General features: G+C 73.1%; 18 protein-coding genes. 11 read left to right on the forward strand and 7 right to left on the reverse strand.

The window, feature by feature from the left end:
* From G3I41_RS18995 to G3I41_RS19035, 9 genes are all read left to right on the forward strand, one after another.
* The coding region (locus tag G3I41_RS18995; RefSeq protein ID WP_164401412.1) for a WS/DGAT domain-containing protein at positions 1 to 521 on the forward strand (521 nt) is incomplete at its 5' end.
* Between the two features lie 117 nt (positions 522 to 638).
* Entirely contained in the window at positions 639 to 1622 is a 984-nt protein-coding gene (locus G3I41_RS19000; protein ID WP_164401522.1) for an aldo/keto reductase, read from the forward strand.
* Between the two features lies 1 nt (position 1623).
* Positions 1624 to 1935, forward strand: a complete 312-nt coding sequence (locus tag G3I41_RS19005) for an L-rhamnose mutarotase (RefSeq protein ID WP_164401413.1) — start codon at positions 1624 to 1626, stop codon at positions 1933 to 1935.
* Position 1936: 1 nt separating this feature from the next.
* Entirely contained in the window at positions 1937 to 2794 is an 858-nt protein-coding gene (locus G3I41_RS19010) for an amidohydrolase family protein (RefSeq protein WP_164401414.1), read from the forward strand.
* A gap of 33 nt (positions 2795 to 2827) precedes the next feature.
* Entirely contained in the window at positions 2828 to 3688 is an 861-nt protein-coding gene (locus G3I41_RS19015; protein ID WP_164401415.1) for a DNA-formamidopyrimidine glycosylase family protein, read from the forward strand.
* A 41-nt stretch (positions 3689 to 3729) separates the two neighbouring features.
* Positions 3730 to 4485, forward strand: a complete 756-nt coding sequence (locus G3I41_RS19020) for a LytTR family DNA-binding domain-containing protein (protein WP_164401416.1) — start codon at positions 3730 to 3732, stop codon at positions 4483 to 4485.
* Between the two features lie 64 nt (positions 4486 to 4549).
* Complete coding sequence (locus tag G3I41_RS19025) at positions 4550 to 4912, forward strand: hypothetical protein (RefSeq protein ID WP_164401417.1); 363 nt, start codon at positions 4550 to 4552, stop codon at positions 4910 to 4912.
* A complete protein-coding gene (locus tag G3I41_RS19030; protein ID WP_164401418.1) occupies positions 4909 to 6387 on the forward strand; it encodes a cation acetate symporter in 1479 nt (492 codons plus the stop codon). The genes G3I41_RS19025 and G3I41_RS19030 overlap by 4 nt, the downstream gene beginning before the upstream one ends.
* Positions 6384 to 7574: a histidine kinase gene (locus G3I41_RS19035; protein WP_164401419.1), complete on the forward strand. Its 1191-nt coding sequence runs from the start codon at positions 6384 to 6386 to the stop codon at positions 7572 to 7574. The genes G3I41_RS19030 and G3I41_RS19035 overlap by 4 nt, the downstream gene beginning before the upstream one ends.
* A gap of 40 nt (positions 7575 to 7614) precedes the next feature.
* On the opposite strand, the gene G3I41_RS19040 is transcribed toward G3I41_RS19035, so the two are convergent.
* The 3 genes from G3I41_RS19040 to G3I41_RS19050 form a co-directional block, all read right to left on the reverse strand.
* Positions 7615 to 8109 carry a hypothetical protein gene (locus G3I41_RS19040; protein ID WP_164401420.1) on the reverse strand — a complete coding sequence of 165 codons (495 nt, stop codon included), beginning with the start codon at positions 8107 to 8109 and terminating at the stop codon, positions 7615 to 7617.
* Positions 8110 to 8243: 134 nt separating this feature from the next.
* Positions 8244 to 8801, reverse strand: a complete 558-nt coding sequence (locus G3I41_RS19045; RefSeq protein WP_164401421.1) for a sigma-70 family RNA polymerase sigma factor — start codon at positions 8799 to 8801, stop codon at positions 8244 to 8246.
* A 162-nt stretch (positions 8802 to 8963) separates the two neighbouring features.
* Positions 8964 to 9425 carry a universal stress protein gene (locus tag G3I41_RS19050; protein WP_164401422.1) on the reverse strand — a complete coding sequence of 154 codons (462 nt, stop codon included), beginning with the start codon at positions 9423 to 9425 and terminating at the stop codon, positions 8964 to 8966.
* A 162-nt stretch (positions 9426 to 9587) separates the two neighbouring features.
* Between G3I41_RS19050 and G3I41_RS19055 the strand changes: the two genes are divergently transcribed.
* Positions 9588 to 10430, forward strand: coding sequence for a polysaccharide deacetylase family protein (locus G3I41_RS19055; protein WP_164401423.1), 843 nt, complete (start codon positions 9588 to 9590; stop codon positions 10428 to 10430).
* Positions 10431 to 10438: 8 nt separating this feature from the next.
* On the opposite strand, the gene G3I41_RS19060 is transcribed toward G3I41_RS19055, so the two are convergent.
* Positions 10439 to 11098 (reverse strand): class F sortase, encoded by a 660-nt coding sequence (locus G3I41_RS19060; RefSeq protein ID WP_164401424.1) that lies wholly within the window; start codon positions 11096 to 11098, stop codon positions 10439 to 10441.
* Positions 11099 to 11411: 313 nt separating this feature from the next.
* Here G3I41_RS19060 and G3I41_RS19065 point away from each other — a divergent pair, with 313 nt between their 5' ends.
* Positions 11412 to 12077, forward strand: coding sequence for a hypothetical protein (locus G3I41_RS19065; RefSeq protein ID WP_164401425.1), 666 nt, complete (start codon positions 11412 to 11414; stop codon positions 12075 to 12077).
* Positions 12078 to 12172: 95 nt separating this feature from the next.
* Here the strand turns inward: G3I41_RS19065 and G3I41_RS19070 are convergent, their stop codons facing one another.
* The 3 genes from G3I41_RS19070 to G3I41_RS19080 form a co-directional block, all read right to left on the reverse strand.
* Entirely contained in the window at positions 12173 to 12727 is a 555-nt protein-coding gene (locus G3I41_RS19070; protein ID WP_164401426.1) for a hypothetical protein, read from the reverse strand.
* Positions 12728 to 12891: 164 nt separating this feature from the next.
* Positions 12892 to 13659 carry a DUF4239 domain-containing protein gene (locus tag G3I41_RS19075; protein ID WP_164401427.1) on the reverse strand — a complete coding sequence of 256 codons (768 nt, stop codon included), beginning with the start codon at positions 13657 to 13659 and terminating at the stop codon, positions 12892 to 12894.
* 15 nt (positions 13660 to 13674) lie between these two features.
* A complete protein-coding gene (locus tag G3I41_RS19080; protein WP_343242168.1) occupies positions 13675 to 14205 on the reverse strand; it encodes a hypothetical protein in 531 nt (176 codons plus the stop codon).
* Between the last annotated feature and the right edge of the window lie 546 nt (positions 14206 to 14751).

A 14751-nucleotide genomic window follows, 5' to 3' on the forward strand; every position in this document is an offset into this window, starting at 1 on the left:
ACCCGCGCGCCCTGGTCCCGGTCTCGCGGCGCCGGCCGGGCGGCGCGGCCGTGGCGACCGGCAACCGGCTCTCCGCCTACCTCCTGGACCTCCCCGTCTCGGAGCCGGATCCCCGGGAGCGGCTGCGCGCGGTACGCGAGGCGATGGACCGCAACAAGGCCGCGGGCCCGCTGCGCGGCGCAGGAGCGGTCGCCGTGCTCGCCGATCAGCTGCCGTCGCTGGCCCACCGTTTCGGTGCCCCGCTCGCCGGGAACGCGGCCCGGATGCTCTTCGACGTCCTGGTCACCAGCGTGCCCCTGCCGCGCTCCCGCCTCTCGCTGGCCGGCTGCCCGCTGAGCGCGCTGTACCCGATGGCGCCGCTGGCCCGGGGGCAGTCGATGGCCGTCGCGCTCACGACGTACGGCTCGCGCGTGCACGTCGGAGTCGTGGGCGACGGCAAGGCGCTGCCGGGCCTGGACGGGCTGGCGCGGTGCGCCGACGAGGAACTGGACGCGCTTCTCGCAGAGGTGATCCCTACATAGATCGGACAGGTCGGCTCCCTTTCGCCGTAACCGGTGGCCGCAGGGGTGTTGACGCGCCCAAGTGATCCGATGAATATTCGCTGAGTGGCAGCGATCATCGAGGAGGGCGGCGGCAGCATGCGGCGCAACAGGCTGGGCGGCAGCACGGTCGCGATCACCGAACTCTCCTTCGGCGCGGCCGCCATCGGCAACCTCTTCAGCGAAGTGGAACCGGAACGGGCGGCGGCCACCGTCGACGCCGCCTGGGACGCGGGCATCCGCCACTTCGACACCGCGCCGCACTACGGACTCGGCCTCTCCGAACGCCGCCTCGGGGAGGCCCTGCGCCGCCGCCCCCGCGACGCGTACACGCTCTCCACCAAGGTCGGCCGCGTCCTCGAACCGCTGCCCGCATCGGAGACCGCCGCCCCCGACGGGCTCTCCGAGGGCTTCGCCGTCCGCGCCACGCACCGCCGCCGCTGGGACTTCAGCGCGGCCGGCGTCCGCCGCAGCATCGAGGACAGCCTCGACCGCCTCGGCCTCGACCGCATCGACATCGCGTACCTCCACGACCCCGACGACCACGCGGAACCCGCCTTCCGCGAGGCGTACCCGGAACTGGAGAGACTGCGCGCCGAGGGGGTCGTCGGGGCGATCGGCGCCGGTATGAACCAGACCGCGATGCTCACCCGCTTCGTCCGCGACACCGACGTCGACGTCGTCCTGTGCGCCGGCCGGTTCACCCTCCTCGACCAGTCGGCCCTCACCGACCTGCTGCCGGCAGCCGCCGCACGCGGCCGGAGCGTCGTCGTCGGCGGGGTCTTCAACTCCGGTCTCCTCGCCGACCCGCGCCCGGGCGCCACCTACGACTACGCCACCGCCCCGGCCGGCCTCCTCGACCGTGCCCTCCGGCTGCGGGCCGTCACCGAGGCCCACGGCGTGCCGCTGCGCGCCGCCGCCCTGCGGTACCCCCTCACCCACCCGGCCGTCGCGGGGGTGCTCGTCGGCACCCGCTCCCCGGACGAGGTGCGCGACGCCGCCGCGCAACTGCGCCGGGAGATCCCCGGCGCGCTCTGGGACGAGCTGCGCGACCAGGGCCTGCTGCCCGGGAACGGACACTGACATGCGCATCGCCCTGCACACCAAGGTCCGCGCCGACCGCATCGCGGAGTACGAGGCCGCGCACCGCGAGGTCCCGCCGGAGCTGATCCGGGCGATCCGCGCGGCCGGCGCCGGCTCCTGGACGATCTGGCGCAGCGGCACCGACCTCTTCCACCTCATCGAGTGCGACGACTACGCCCGCCTCCTCGCCGAGCTGGAGCAACTTCCCGTCAACGTCGCCTGGCAGGCCCGGATGGACGGCCTCCTGGACGTCGTCCACGACTACTCCGCCGAGGGCGCCGAAGCCGGGCTCCCCGTCGTCTGGGAGCTGTGAGATGACAGCACGGCCCCGCGTCGTGGACGCCCACCACCATGTGTGGGACCTCGCGGTACGCGACCAGGACTGGATCACGGGTGAGGCGCTGGCCCCCCTGCGCCGCGACTTCGCCCTCGCCGACCTCGAACCGGAGGCCCGTGCGGCCGGGGTCGCCGCCACCGTCCTCGTCCAGACCGTCACCGTGGCCGAGGAGACACCCGAGTTCCTGGCCCTCGCCGACGGAAGCGAGCTGGTCGCCGGGGTCGTCGGCTGGACCGACCTCACCGCTCCGGACATCGCCGACACCCTGGCAGCCCTGCGCGAACTCCCCGGGGGCGACCGGCTCGTCGGACTGCGCCACCAGGTCCAGGGCGAACCGGACCCCGAGTGGCTGCTGCGCCCCGACGTGCTGCGCGGTCTGGCCGCCGTGGCCGACGCCGGGCTCGTCCACGACCTGGTGATCCTCCCGCACCAGCTGCCCGCCGCGACCCGGGCAGCCGCCGCGCTCCCGGGGCTCGTCCACGTACTCGACCACGCGGGGAAGCCGCCGATCGCCACCGGGCGCACCCGGCCCTGGGCCGATGACCTGCGCGCGTTCGCCGCCCTCCCCAACACCGTCTGCAAGCTCTCCGGGCTGGTCACCGAAGCGGACTGGCACGCCTGGACCCCGGACGACCTGCGCCCGTACGCGGAGACCGTCGTCGACGCCTTCGGACCCGGACGGCTCATGTTCGGCTCCGACTGGCCGGTGTGCCGCCTCGCCGCCACGTACACCGAGGTCCTGGACACCGCCCGCGCCCTGATCCAGGACCTGAGCGAGGACGAGCGGGCCGCCGTGCTCGGCACCACCGCGGAACGCGTGTACGGCCTCCGATAGGCGTCCCGCGCGCCGCTGCGGCAGGCTGGGACCATGCCCGAATTGCCGGAAGTCGAAGCCCTGCGGCTCTTCCTCGACGACCACCTCGTCGGCAAGGACATCGACCGCGTCCTGCCCGTCGCCATCAGCGTCCTCAAGACCTACGACCCTCCGCTCACCGCCCTGCACGGCGGCACGGTCACCGATGTCCGGCGGCACGGCAAGTTCCTCGACATCGGCGTCGGCCCGCTCCACCTGGTCACCCACCTCGCCCGGGCCGGCTGGCTCCGCTGGAACGACGCCTTCCCGGCCGCCCCACCGCGCCCCGGCAAGGGCCCGCTCGCCCTGCGTACCGTCCTCACCGGCGGCGACGGTTTCGACCTGACCGAGGCCGGCACCACCAAACGCCTCGCCGTCCACCTCGTGCACGACCCGGCCGAGGTCCCCGGGATCGCCCGCCTCGGACCCGACCCGCTCGGCCCGGAGTTCGACCGGGACGCGCTCGCCGCGCTGCTCGACGGGGAACGCCGCCAGATCAAGGGCGCGCTGCGCGACCAGTCGCTCATCGCCGGCATCGGCAACGCGTACAGCGACGAGATCCTGCACGTCGCCAGGATGTCGCCGTTCAAGCCCACCGCGAACCTCACCGAAGACGAGATCACCCGGCTCCACGAGGCCCTGCGCACCACCCTGGAGGATGCCGTCGCCCGGTCCGGCGGGGTCGAGGCGGGACGCCTCAAGGCCGAGAAGAAGAGCGCGATGCGCGTCCACGGACGCACCGGCCAGGCGTGTCCGGTCTGCGGGGACACCATCCGCGAGGTCTCCTTCAGCGACTCCTCGCTCCAGTACTGCCCGACCTGCCAGACCGGCGGCAGACCGCTCGCGGACCGCCGTCTGTCCCGGCTGCTCAAGTAGGGGCGCGCGCTTCGCGGGGGCACGCCCTACACTCCGGCCTCATGCTCCGCGTACTCGCCGTCGACGACGAAGAACCCGCCCTGGAGGAACTGCTCTACCTCCTGCGCGCCGACCCCCGCATCCGCAGCGCGGAGGGCGCCACCGGGGCCACCGAGGCGCTGCGCCGCATCGGGCACGCCGTCGACGCGGGCCCCGACGACCCGTCCGCCATCGACGTGGTCTTCCTGGACATCCACATGGCCGGCCTCACCGGGCTCGACGTCGCCCAGCTCCTCGCCGGATTCGCCGCGCCGCCGCTCATCGTCTTCGTCACCGCCCACGAGGGCTTCGCCGTGCACGCCTTCGACCTCAAGGCAGTCGACTACGTCCTCAAGCCGGTCCGCCGCGAACGCCTCGCCGAGGCCGTGCGACGCGTCGCCGAGCAGGTGCAGGACCGTTCGGCGCCCGTCGTCCACGACACCGCGCAGGACCAGATGGCCGTCGAGCTGGGCGGCGTCATCCGCTTCATCCCGATCGACGACATCGCGTACGCCGAGGCCCAGGGCGACTACGCCCGGCTGCACACGACCACCGGCAGCCACCTCGTCCGCGTCCCCCTCACCACCCTGGAGGAGCGCTGGCGCACCCGCGGCTTCGTCCGCATCCACCGCCGCCACCTCGTGGCCCTCGGCCGGATCGACGAACTGCGCCTGGACGCCGGCAGCATGAGCGTCCGCATCGGCACCGCGGAGCTCGCCGTCAGCCGTCGCCACACCCGCGCGCTGCGCGACCTCCTGATGCGCGGTACCGGCCGCTGACCAGCCGCTACCCGCCCCGAAACCCCTTCCCAGCAGGGCCGGGTGCCGCCTACACTCCGGCCCCATGTCCGCAGAGCCCACACCCCGGCGCGAAGTGGTGACGGGGGAGCCCCGGCGGGTGCGCCCGCTGCCGCGCTACCGCACCCAGTCGGAGATCGACGAGCAGACCGCGCTCGGCGGCGCCTACGTCCGCTCGCTGATGCGCGGACAGCTGCGGGCCGGGCTGACCGCCTTCGCGGTGCTCGCCGCCGTCGTGGGCACCCTGCCCCTCGTCTTCGAGGCCCTGCACAGCTCCGCCGTCGTCTGGGCGGTCCTCGGCTTCGCCGCCTACCCGCCGCTCACCGTGCTCGCGTGGTGGTACGTGCGCCGCGCCGAGCGCAACGAGCGCGACTTCGCCCGGCTCGTGGAAGGCCGCCCCGCCCCGTGAGCCGCACGTACGCGGTGGCGGCCGTCGCCGCCGTCGTCCTGGCCACCGTCCTCGTCGGCGGCTTCGGACTGCGGATATCCCGCACCACCTCCGACTTCTACGTGGCCTCGCGCACCGTGCGCCCCCGGCTCAACGCCGCCGCCATCAGCGGCGAATACCTGTCCGCCGCCTCCTTCCTCGGCATCGCGGGCCTGGTCCTCGTGCACGGGCCCGACATGCTCTGGTACCCGGTCGGCTACACCGCCGGCTATCTGGTCCTGCTGGTCTTCGTCGCCGCTCCGCTGCGCCGCTCGGGGGCGTACACACTGCCCGACTTCGCCGAAGGGCGCCTGGAGTCCCGGCAGGTCCGCCGGCTCGTCAGCGTGCTCGTCGTCGGCGCGGGATGGCTCTACCTGGTACCCCAGCTCCAGGGCGCCGGACTCACCCTCAAGATCCTCACCGGGGCGCCCGGCTGGCTCGGCGACGTGCTGGTCGCCTCCGTCGTCGTCCTCGCCGTCGCCGCCGGCGGGATGCGCTCGATCACCTTCGTCCAGGTTTTCCAGTACTGGCTGAAGCTGACGGCGCTCCTCGTCCCCGCGATCTTCCTGGTGCTGGCCTGGCGGGATGACGGGCAGCCCCGCATCACCTTCGACGAACACCTCTCCGCGTTCCGCGCCGACCACCCCCTGTACGCGACCTACGGCCTCATCGTCGCCACCTTCCTCGGCACCATGGGGCTGCCGCACGTCGTCGTCCGCTTCTACACCAGCCCCAACGGCCGCGACGCCCGACGCACCACCGTCGCCGTCCTCGCCCTCATCGGAGTCTTCTACCTCCTGCCGCCCGTCTACGGCGCGCTGGGCCGCCTCTACGCCCCCGAGCTCATCCACGGCGGCGACGCGGACGCCGCCGTGCTCCTGCTGCCCGGCCGGGTCGTCGGCGGACTCGGCGGCGACCTGCTCGGGGCGCTCGTCGCGGGCGGCGCGTTCGCCGCGTTCCTCTCCACCGCGTCCGGGCTCACCATGGCCGTCGCCGGCGTCATCACCCAGGACGTGCTGCCCTCACGCGGGGTGCGGCACTTCCGGCTGGCCACCGTCCTCGCGATCTCCGTGCCCCTGGCCGGCTCGCTGATGGTCAGCCGGGTCCCCGTCGCCGACTCCGTGGGCATGGCCTTCGCCGTCTCCGCGTCCTCCTTCTGCCCGCTGCTCGTCCTCGGCATCTGGTGGCGCCGCCTCACCCCGCCCGGGGCGGTGGCCGGCCTCCTGCTCGGCGGCGGTTCCGCGCTGCTCTCCGTCGCCATCACGGTCAGCGGCGCGGTACGCCCGCCCGGCTGGCCGCACGCCCTGCTCGCCTGGCCCGCCGTCTGGTCCGTACCCGTCGGCTTCCTCGCCATGATCCTGGTCTCGCTCGCCACACCGAGCCGTGTACCGCCCGGCACCAACGCCGCGATGACCCGATTCCACCTGCCCGAGGCGCTCACCGGGAGGCACCGGTGACCGGGGCCGGATACGCCGTCATCGTCGTGCTCGCCCTCCTGCTGTTCGGCGGGGGCCTCCTGCTCGGCCGCCGGACCGCCCGGCCCCTGCGCACCAGCGACGTCGGCACGCCCGTCGAGCACGCCACCTTCGAGACCCTGCACACCGCGTCCCTGGCCGCGCCCCCGCTCCGCGCCGGGCTCACCGAGGACAGCGCCCGCCGGTCGGCGCGCCGACTGCGCTCGCTGCTGGGCACCGACGCGCTGTGCCTCACCGACCGCGGCGGGGTCCTGGTCTGGGACGGCGGGGGAGACCACCACGGCCAGGACGTCATGGAGCAGGTCGCGGGCGTCCTGGAGACCGGCCGCGACACCGCCTTCCGCAGCGACTGCGACGATCTGGACTGCCCGCTGAAGTGGGCCGTCGCCGTGCCGCTGACCGTCGACCACCGCGTCCTCGGCACCCTCGTCGCCTACGCCCCGCGCGAATCGGCGGTCCTGGCCCGGGCCGCGGGCGAGGTCGCCCGCTGGGTCTGCGTCCAGCTCGAACTGGCCGAACTCGACCGCTCCCGCACCCAGCTCATCGAGGCCGAGATCAGGGCCCTGCGCGCCCAGATCTCCCCGCACTTCATCTTCAACTCACTGGCCGCCATCGCGTCCTTCGTCCGCACCGACCCGGAGAAGGCCCGCGAACTCCTCCTGGAATTCGCGGACTTCACCCGCTACTCCTTCCGTCGCCACGGCGACTTCACGACCCTCGCGGACGAGCTGCACTCCATCGACCAGTACCTCGCCCTGGTCCGGGCCCGTTTCGGCGAACGGCTCTCCGTCACCCTCCAGGTCGCCCCCGAGGTCCTGCCCGTCGCCCTGCCCTTCCTCTGCCTCCAGCCGCTCGTCGAGAACGCCGTCAAACACGGCCTCGAAGGCGCCGTCACCTCCAGCCGCATCACCATCAGCGCCCTGGACGCCGGCTCCGAGGCCGAGGTCGTCATCGAGGACGACGGCACCGGCATGGACCCCCAGCGGCTGCGCCACATCCTGCGCGGCGAGGGCGGCCGATCGACCGGCATCGGCCTGCTCAACGTGGACGAACGGCTCCGCCAGGTGTACGGGGACGAGTACGGGCTCGTCATCGAGACGGGCATCGGCGCCGGGATGCGGATCACCCTGCGGCTGCCGAAGTACCGCGCCGGGGTGCACGGGTCCTGAGCGGCGCCCCGGTACGGCCGAGCCGCGTACGGGCGCGCCGTCAGTACAGGTGCACCGCCAGATGCCCCAGCGGCAGGCCCAGCTGCCAGGCCGGGGTCCATACCCGCGCCTCCTCCTCGGCACCCCCGCCCGGCTCCCAGGGCGGCAGCTGCCCGACGGCCTCCAGATCGGCGGCCAGCAGCTCGGTCTCCTCCAGCCACCGCCAGGCCGACCGGGCCAGCGCCAGATCCGCCCCGGTGCCGCCCGCCACCGGGGCGGCCAGCCGGGTGCGCACCCAGCGGCGCCACGGCGTCCCGGCCGCGGTGAGCAGCCGCAGCTCGTCCACCCGCGCGGCCGGCAGCGCCCCGGCCACCGCCCCGTCCAGCAGGAAGATGGTCAGCGCCAACGCGTCCCGCCCCGCCCGGAACTCCAGCGTCGCCGGCTCCATCAGGTCGCCGGTGCGCAGCAGCTCGTCGGCCAGGTACTCCGCGTACATCCAGGCCATCGGCACCGGCAGCCCGCCTGCGCCGGACCCCTCATGACGTTCCGGAGGCATCCCGTATCGCCCCATTCCCTCGGTCTCGGGGCCGTACGGCCGGCGGGCTGCCCGGCCGATCGCCCCACGCAGCATTGAACCGGGGGAGCGCGCCCGGCGTGGCCGGAAAGGCGGTATCCGCCGGACCGGTTCCGTCACAGGCACGAGGCGCCGACGACCGTCCGCCCCTGAGAGGGGCGGCGCGTGTAGCCGGGCAGATTCCGGGAGAGCAGCCGCAGTGCGTAGTGCGAACGCGATTTGACCGTGCCCGCCGGTATCCCCAGCACCTCGGCGGTCTCGCCCACGCTCAGCCCCCGGAAGTAGATCTGCACCAGCACCGACCGGTGCTCCGGGCTCAGGGCACGCACCGCCTCGCGCACATCGAGCGCCGCGACCGCGGACTCCGCCGTGTCGGCGCCCGCCGGCGCGCACTCCAGACCGGCGTCGCCGACCTCGGCCGGCCGGGCCAGCCGGGAGCGCCGGGCGTCGATCGCCAGCCGGCGCGCCACGGTGAACAGCCAGGGCCGCATCGACTCGTACGGGCCGTCGAATGCCTCCGGGTGCTGCCAGGCCCGCACCAGCGTCTCCTGGAGCAGGTCCTCGGCCCGCTGCCGGTCACCGAAGGTCAGACCGAGCAGGAAGTGGAACAGGGCGGGGCCGTGTTCACGCTGGAGCTCCGCGAGCGCCCGCTCATCGGTCTTCGTCGTGGTCATGGTGAACGCCCTTCCCGCCAAGGTCCCGCCTCGCTGCCGACCCGGCGTATACGAGCGCATCCGGGCCACGAGCAACAGGACAAACGCCGCACCGTGCGACGAGCGGTCGCTCGGAGCGGCGAATGGTGCGGTGAACGGTCGGGCGGCGCTCCGGGGAAGGCTCTACGGCACGACGGTGACCGGCCAGCGGCCCGCCTTCACCAGGCGGACGGCCACCGAACCGATGAAGCGGTGCCCCGCCGACTCCGACGCGCCGACCACCACGGCGTCCGCCTTGAGCTCGTCGGCGGCGGTCACCAGACCGTTGTACGGGTCACCCCGGAACGTGTGGAACTCCCAGCGGACATCCCATATGTCCTTCATCCGGGCCGTCGACTGCCGGATCTCCTCCACCAGCCCCTCGGCCACCTCGGCGGTCGCGTCGCTGACCGGAGCCCCGAGCGCCGCGCCCGCCGCCAGTACCGGCTGGACGTACACCAGGGCCAGCATGGCCCGCTGGCGCCGTGCGAGCCCGGCGGCGTAGGCCGCCGCGCGCATGGACGACTCGGAACCGTCGAGGCCCGCCACGATCACCTTCGGTCCGTCTGTGCCACGTTCGAACTGGTGGGAGTGCTGATCTGTCACGGCAGTGAGGCTATCGGCTCGCCCCGCGGCCTCCGGCTCGCCCTCCCGGCGTCCGGACCCGCTCACCCCGGACGCCGGGGCCTTCCCGCCATACGGGTGCGAAAACCTCGGTGGCCGGTGTCGCTGAAGCGGGCGGCGAGGCGGACGTGCGAGCAGTGGGGGATGAAGAGTGATCGCAGGCCACCCCTGCGGAGGACGGTCCTGCGGCTGGCCGCCGGCCTGGGCGCCGTCGCCGCCGTACGGCTCGTCGCCCCGGACCCCGTCACCTCCCCGGCCCGTCCGGCGACCCCCGTCCGGGGCGCGGCGGGCCCCCCGGCCGCCGCCTTCCGCGTCCGGGAGCTCGCCTATAGGCTGCGGCCCATGACGGGACAGACGTCGCCCCGGTACCGCCCGGCGGCCCCGCCGGTCCGCACCCGGCCGTTCGAGCAGCTGCCCGACATCGGGCACGCCATGGTGCTGTCCTTCGACGACGGGCCCGACCCGCTCCACACCCCGCACATCCTGGACACGCTGCGCGAGCACGACGTACGGGCGATGTTCTTCCTCTGCGGGGAGATGGCGAACGACAACCGCGACCTCGTCCGCCGGATCTCCGACGAGGGGCACACCGTGGGCAACCACTCGTGGACGCACCCCCTGGTCACCACGCTCACCCGGGCCGGGATCACCGATGAGCTGGGCCGTACCAGCGACGTCATCGAGAAGATCACCGGCGCGGCACCGCTCTGGTACCGGGCGCCCTACGGTGCCTGGAACCGCGACTCCTTCGAGATCGGCGCCGCGCTGGGCATGGAGCCGATGGCCTGGACCGTGGACACCCTCGACTGGACCGTGCCGGGCACCGACACCATCGTCGACCGGGTCAGGCAGGGTGCGGGCCCCGGGGTCGTGGTGCTCTCGCACGACGCGGGCGGCGACCGCTCGCAGAGCGTGGCGGCGCTGCGCCGGTATCTGCCGGAGCTGCTGGACGACGGATACCGGCTCACGGTGCCGCGGCGCCGCTGACGGGACCGTCAGCGCGTGTCCACGAGGCGGGCGAAGACCACGACGTTGCCGTCGTAGCCGTCGGCCTTGGTGTAGCCCCCGCCGCAGGTGATGACCCGCAGCTCCGGCTGCCCGGTGTCGCCGTACACCCGGGCGCCGGGGAAGTCGTTCTTGGCGAAGACCTCGACGCCGTACACCTCGAAGACCGCCACCCGGTCGTCGCTGCGGTCGACCTCGACGCGGTCCCCCTTCTTCAGCGAGCCGAGCGCGTAGAAGACCGCGGGCCCCGCCTTGTTGTCGACGTGGCCCACGATGACGGAGGTGCCGGTCTGACCGGGGGCGATGCCGTTCTGGTACCAGCCGGCCAGGTTGGGGTCCTCCGGCGGCGGGGTCTCGATCCAGCCGTCCGGGTCGAGATTCACATCGATGACCGGCGCGTCGACCTGGATGGAGGGGATCGCCACGCGGGCGACGGGGGCGTACGGGAGCGGCTTGACGACCGGGCCCGCGGCCGGGGGCGCCGGCGCGTTGTTCTGGTGGCCCACGGAGGCGGCGGCGACCGGCTGCGGGGGGCCGGGGGAGAGGTCGGCCCCGTTGCGCATGAGCGCCAGGCCGGAGAGCATCGCCAGGGCGAGTGCGCCCCACGGCGAGTGTCGGATCCGTTCCGGTCGCCAGTTGTCCCGGCCCATGGTTCTCCCTTCGTCGCGACGAGCAGAACGCTAGGCGCGGCGCCACCGGGCGGCGATCAGAGACGGGCGAACGGGTGGCGGCGTACCACCCGGATGCTCATCGGAGTAGCGCGCGGACAAAAATCCTGACGGCCCGTGACCTGGGCTTCCGTCAGCTTGCGGGGTGCCCGCACGGCGTGTCGGATCACCGGTCCGGAGCAGTGCCGAAATGCGTGCGATCAAGAATCTGGTGAGGGTTCGTCATGGGAGGCGTTCTCGTCGATCCATCCCGGCGCACAGGGCCCCGGGGCGCTTCCCGGTGGAGGTTGGAACGATGCGTGCTACACGCGCTCTGGTGGTCGCGGCGGCCGCCGTCGCCGCCCTCGGGGCCGGCGCCCCGATGGCGGCCGCCGGCGGAGACGTCGGGAACAACCAGAACAACAACCAGAACAACAACCAGAACACCGGCAACAACCAGAACGACTGGAACGAGCCGGGCGGCTGGAACAACGGCAACGGCAACAACAACGGGAACAACAACGGCAACAACAACAACGGCAACGGCAATGGCAACGGCAACGGCAATGGCAACGGGCGCAACAACGGCCCGAACAACGTGACCGTCGACCCCGAGCGCGTGCACCAGGGCGCGGCCATGCAGGTCAGCGCCGAGGGCTGCGGCCGGGGCGGCAGCGTCTCGTCCAACGCGTTCCGCACCACCCGGCTCTCGGCCGGCCGGGTCGGCCACGCCCGGGTCCGCATCTTCGACGACGCGACTCCCGGCACGTACAACCTGACGGTCCGGTGCGACGGCACCGACCGGACGGCGGGCCACCGCTTCACCGTGCTCGGCAGCCGGGGTGCCCAGGGCGGGCTCGGCGGCTCGATGGCGGCGACCCCGGCCGAGATGGGCGTCGGCGCCGGTCTCGTCGCCTCGGCGGCCCTCGGCGGAGGCGTGTACATCATGCGCCGCCGGAGGACGGGCCATGGGACGGCCTGACCGCCAGGACGCCCCCGCCGGACCGATAACGAAGTCGCCCCGGATCCTGTGACAGGATCCGGGGCGACTCTCGTTGCCCATTCCGCTCGTACCGGTCAGTGCGAGCGGCTCTCCCTGCGGCGGCGTACGAAGAACACGACGCCCGCCCCGGCGGCCACGGCGAGCGCGGTGCCCGCCACGATCTCACCGGAGTTCACGCTGTCGATGCTGCCGCCCAGACCGCCCTGCACACCGGCCGGCGACGCCGGGGCGGCCGCCGTGCTGGTCGAGCTCGTGGTGGGCGTGCCCGTGGCCGCGCTGACGGTGAGGTTGACCTTGGCCGTGGAGCTGGGCGAGGTGTTGCAGATGAACGTCACCTCGTAGGCGGCGCCCGGCTTGGCGTCCCGGTCGACGGTGGCCTGGGCGCTGCCGTTCATCGGAATGGTGACCGTGTCGAACACCCCCGAGGACGCCGTGGCCGTCGTCGAGCAACCCCGGGCCGCCAGGGTGACCTTGCCCCCGGGCGCGACCACCGACGGCGTCACGGTGTATCCGTTCCCGCCGCCCGACGGGCCGCCCGCGGTCGCGGCGTACGCGGTCACGGCCGGGCCGGTCAGGGCGAGTGCGGCGGCGCCGAGCAGAGCGACGGGGGCGACACGTATTGCGCGCATGGTGAGTCCTCCGGGTCCCCGAGGAGCAGCTGCGGAACGGATTTCCACAAAGTGTCAGAAATGCACCTCGAATGCCGCCCACGCTAGAAGTGGTGCATTTCGCCCGCGATCGGGGTCCGGCGAATGGGGCACCGCTGTCCCCCGGGCGGCGCACCGGTCCTCGGTCAGCCGTCCGCCGCCCCCGGAAAGAGGTCGAGGAAGGGCGCGGCGGTGGCGGAGAAGCCCCGTCCGAACGGGGAGTCGAAGTCCCAGATCAGGAAGAGGAGGAAGGCGATCAGCACGCTGAAGAGCCCCGCGAGCAGGAGTTCCCGGAACGTCCGGCGGATCTGCAGGGTGAAGATCAGCCCGACGGTCACCAGGGCGCCGATGATCAAACCGAACCACACCACCCCGGGCATGGTCGCGCCCGCGCTCTGCCCCCGTGAGCTGCGGGCGTCGTCGGCGGCGGCCACCTGGTCCACCAGGGGCTGGTACGCCTCACCCTCGTGGTCCGTCTTCGGCCGGTAGTCCGTGACGTCGGCGCGTACCTTGTCCAGCAGTTCGGTGCCGCGGTCACTGAGACTCCCGTGCTCGGTCATGGTCCGCCACTCGTCGTGCACCACATAGCTCACGTACGCGTCGACGTCCGCCCGGATGCGGGCGCGCACCTCCTGCGGATAGACCGCGGAGCGCGCGCTCACCTCGTGCAGGGCCTGGGCCTCCTGGCGTACGTACTCCTGCGCGGCGCTCCGGCCCTCCCAGACGCCGGCAATGGCGAGACCGAGCACGATCGCGTAGATCACTCCGATCATCATCGTCATGTACTCGATGACATCGGGGGTTTCGGACGGGTCGTCGTCCTCCGGGAGTCTGCGGTTGCTGAGCACGGCGATGGTCAGGACGACGGCGGTGGCCGCGACCATGGCGAGCGTGAGGACGAGCCATTCCGACATGGGCGTCTCCGGGATTCATCGGGAACGGGGGCGCAGCACCGCGACGGCGAACACCGCGGGCGCCGTGATCATCAAGGTGAGCGTGACCAGGGAGGTGTGACGCTGCGGCGTCTTCCGCACCGGCCGGCGGTAGGCGGGGAGCGCGACGTGGACGGAGGGCGAGGGCCGCACCGATGGCGAAGGGCTCGGCTTCGGCTTCGGTGCGGGCTTCGGGGCCGGCGGCGGCGGGGGTGGAGGCGGGGGCGGTGGTGCCGGTTCGGGTTCGGGTGCCGGGGGTGGCGGAGGAGGCGGCGGTGGGGGTGGTGCCGGTTTCGGGGGCGGCGGTGGCGGAGGGGGTGGCTTCGGTTTCGGTGTGGGCGTCGGAGTGGGCTCCGGCTCCGGGCCGGCGAAGCAGTCGCCGTCGCCGCTGATCACCACCGCCGTGCCGCCGTCCTCCTCCCCGATGGAGGCGTACGCGCAGCTGTCGGCGCTCGCGGGGGTGGGGGCGGTCAGCAGCCAGGTGAGCGCGAGCGCCGCGGCCAGCCGCCAGAAGAGTGATCCGTACACGACCGGGAGCATGTTCCAGGCCGTGCGGCGGCACGCCGGACCTCCTCCGGATTCGCCCGATGGAGGGGACCTGGGGTGCGCGAGGTTTGGCGCCGGTGAAATGGAACGGGCGCACGCGGGGTCCCGGTCTCCGGAAATGGCCGATTGTCGACCCTCTCCCCGGGAATGGCGCCAAAGGGTGTGTCACCGGTCCCGCGCATTCCCGGCCTTGGGACGGCACGGGAGAGGCGCGCGGCGGTCCGCGGGCGCCCGGACGCTTCCGCCCCGCGCCGGGGGCCTCCGGTCCGTGAACGCCAACGTCCCTGACCTTCGCGGAACATGATGCCCGGGCTTCGCCGACGGGGACTTCGCTGACATGCCAAAGTAGTCCGGGAGTGAACTATTCGTTCTCTCCCGTTCGGTGAATGTAACGGGCTGCGACGAGTCGGTTGCACATGCCATGGGAGTGTGACCAATAACGGACGGCTAATTTCCGTTTCGGCTCGCTCTCTTGGCGGACGATCAGTAGCCTCTGGTCCACACTGACCATGGACATGGCCGGATCGC

Origin of the sequence: Streptomyces sp. SID9727 (genome assembly GCF_010550605.1) — a bacterium.
GTDB lineage: Bacteria > Actinomycetota > Actinomycetes > Streptomycetales > Streptomycetaceae > Streptomyces.

Excerpts from the sequence above, each read along its gene's own strand:
- G3I41_RS19000 (WP_164401522.1), top strand. The coding sequence starts at position 639 with ATGCGGCGCAACAGGCTGGGCGGCAGCACGGTCGCGATCACCGAACTC.
- G3I41_RS19005 (WP_164401413.1), top strand. The coding sequence starts at position 1,624 with ATGCGCATCGCCCTGCACACCAAGGTCCGCGCCGACCGCATCGCGGAG.
- G3I41_RS19010 (WP_164401414.1), top strand. The coding sequence starts at position 1,937 with ATGACAGCACGGCCCCGCGTCGTGGACGCCCACCACCATGTGTGGGAC.
- G3I41_RS19015 (WP_164401415.1), top strand. The coding sequence starts at position 2,828 with ATGCCCGAATTGCCGGAAGTCGAAGCCCTGCGGCTCTTCCTCGACGAC.
- G3I41_RS19020 (WP_164401416.1), top strand. The coding sequence starts at position 3,730 with ATGCTCCGCGTACTCGCCGTCGACGACGAAGAACCCGCCCTGGAGGAA.
- G3I41_RS19025 (WP_164401417.1), top strand. The coding sequence starts at position 4,550 with ATGTCCGCAGAGCCCACACCCCGGCGCGAAGTGGTGACGGGGGAGCCC.
- G3I41_RS19040 (WP_164401420.1), bottom strand. The coding sequence starts at position 8,109 with ATGCCTCCGGAACGTCATGAGGGGTCCGGCGCAGGCGGGCTGCCGGTG.
- G3I41_RS19045 (WP_164401421.1), bottom strand. The coding sequence starts at position 8,801 with ATGACCACGACGAAGACCGATGAGCGGGCGCTCGCGGAGCTCCAGCGT.
- G3I41_RS19055 (WP_164401423.1), top strand. The coding sequence starts at position 9,588 with ATGAAGAGTGATCGCAGGCCACCCCTGCGGAGGACGGTCCTGCGGCTG.
- G3I41_RS19060 (WP_164401424.1), bottom strand. The coding sequence starts at position 11,098 with ATGGGCCGGGACAACTGGCGACCGGAACGGATCCGACACTCGCCGTGG.
- G3I41_RS19065 (WP_164401425.1), top strand. The coding sequence starts at position 11,412 with ATGCGTGCTACACGCGCTCTGGTGGTCGCGGCGGCCGCCGTCGCCGCC.
- G3I41_RS19070 (WP_164401426.1), bottom strand. The coding sequence starts at position 12,727 with ATGCGCGCAATACGTGTCGCCCCCGTCGCTCTGCTCGGCGCCGCCGCA.
- G3I41_RS19075 (WP_164401427.1), bottom strand. The coding sequence starts at position 13,659 with ATGTCGGAATGGCTCGTCCTCACGCTCGCCATGGTCGCGGCCACCGCC.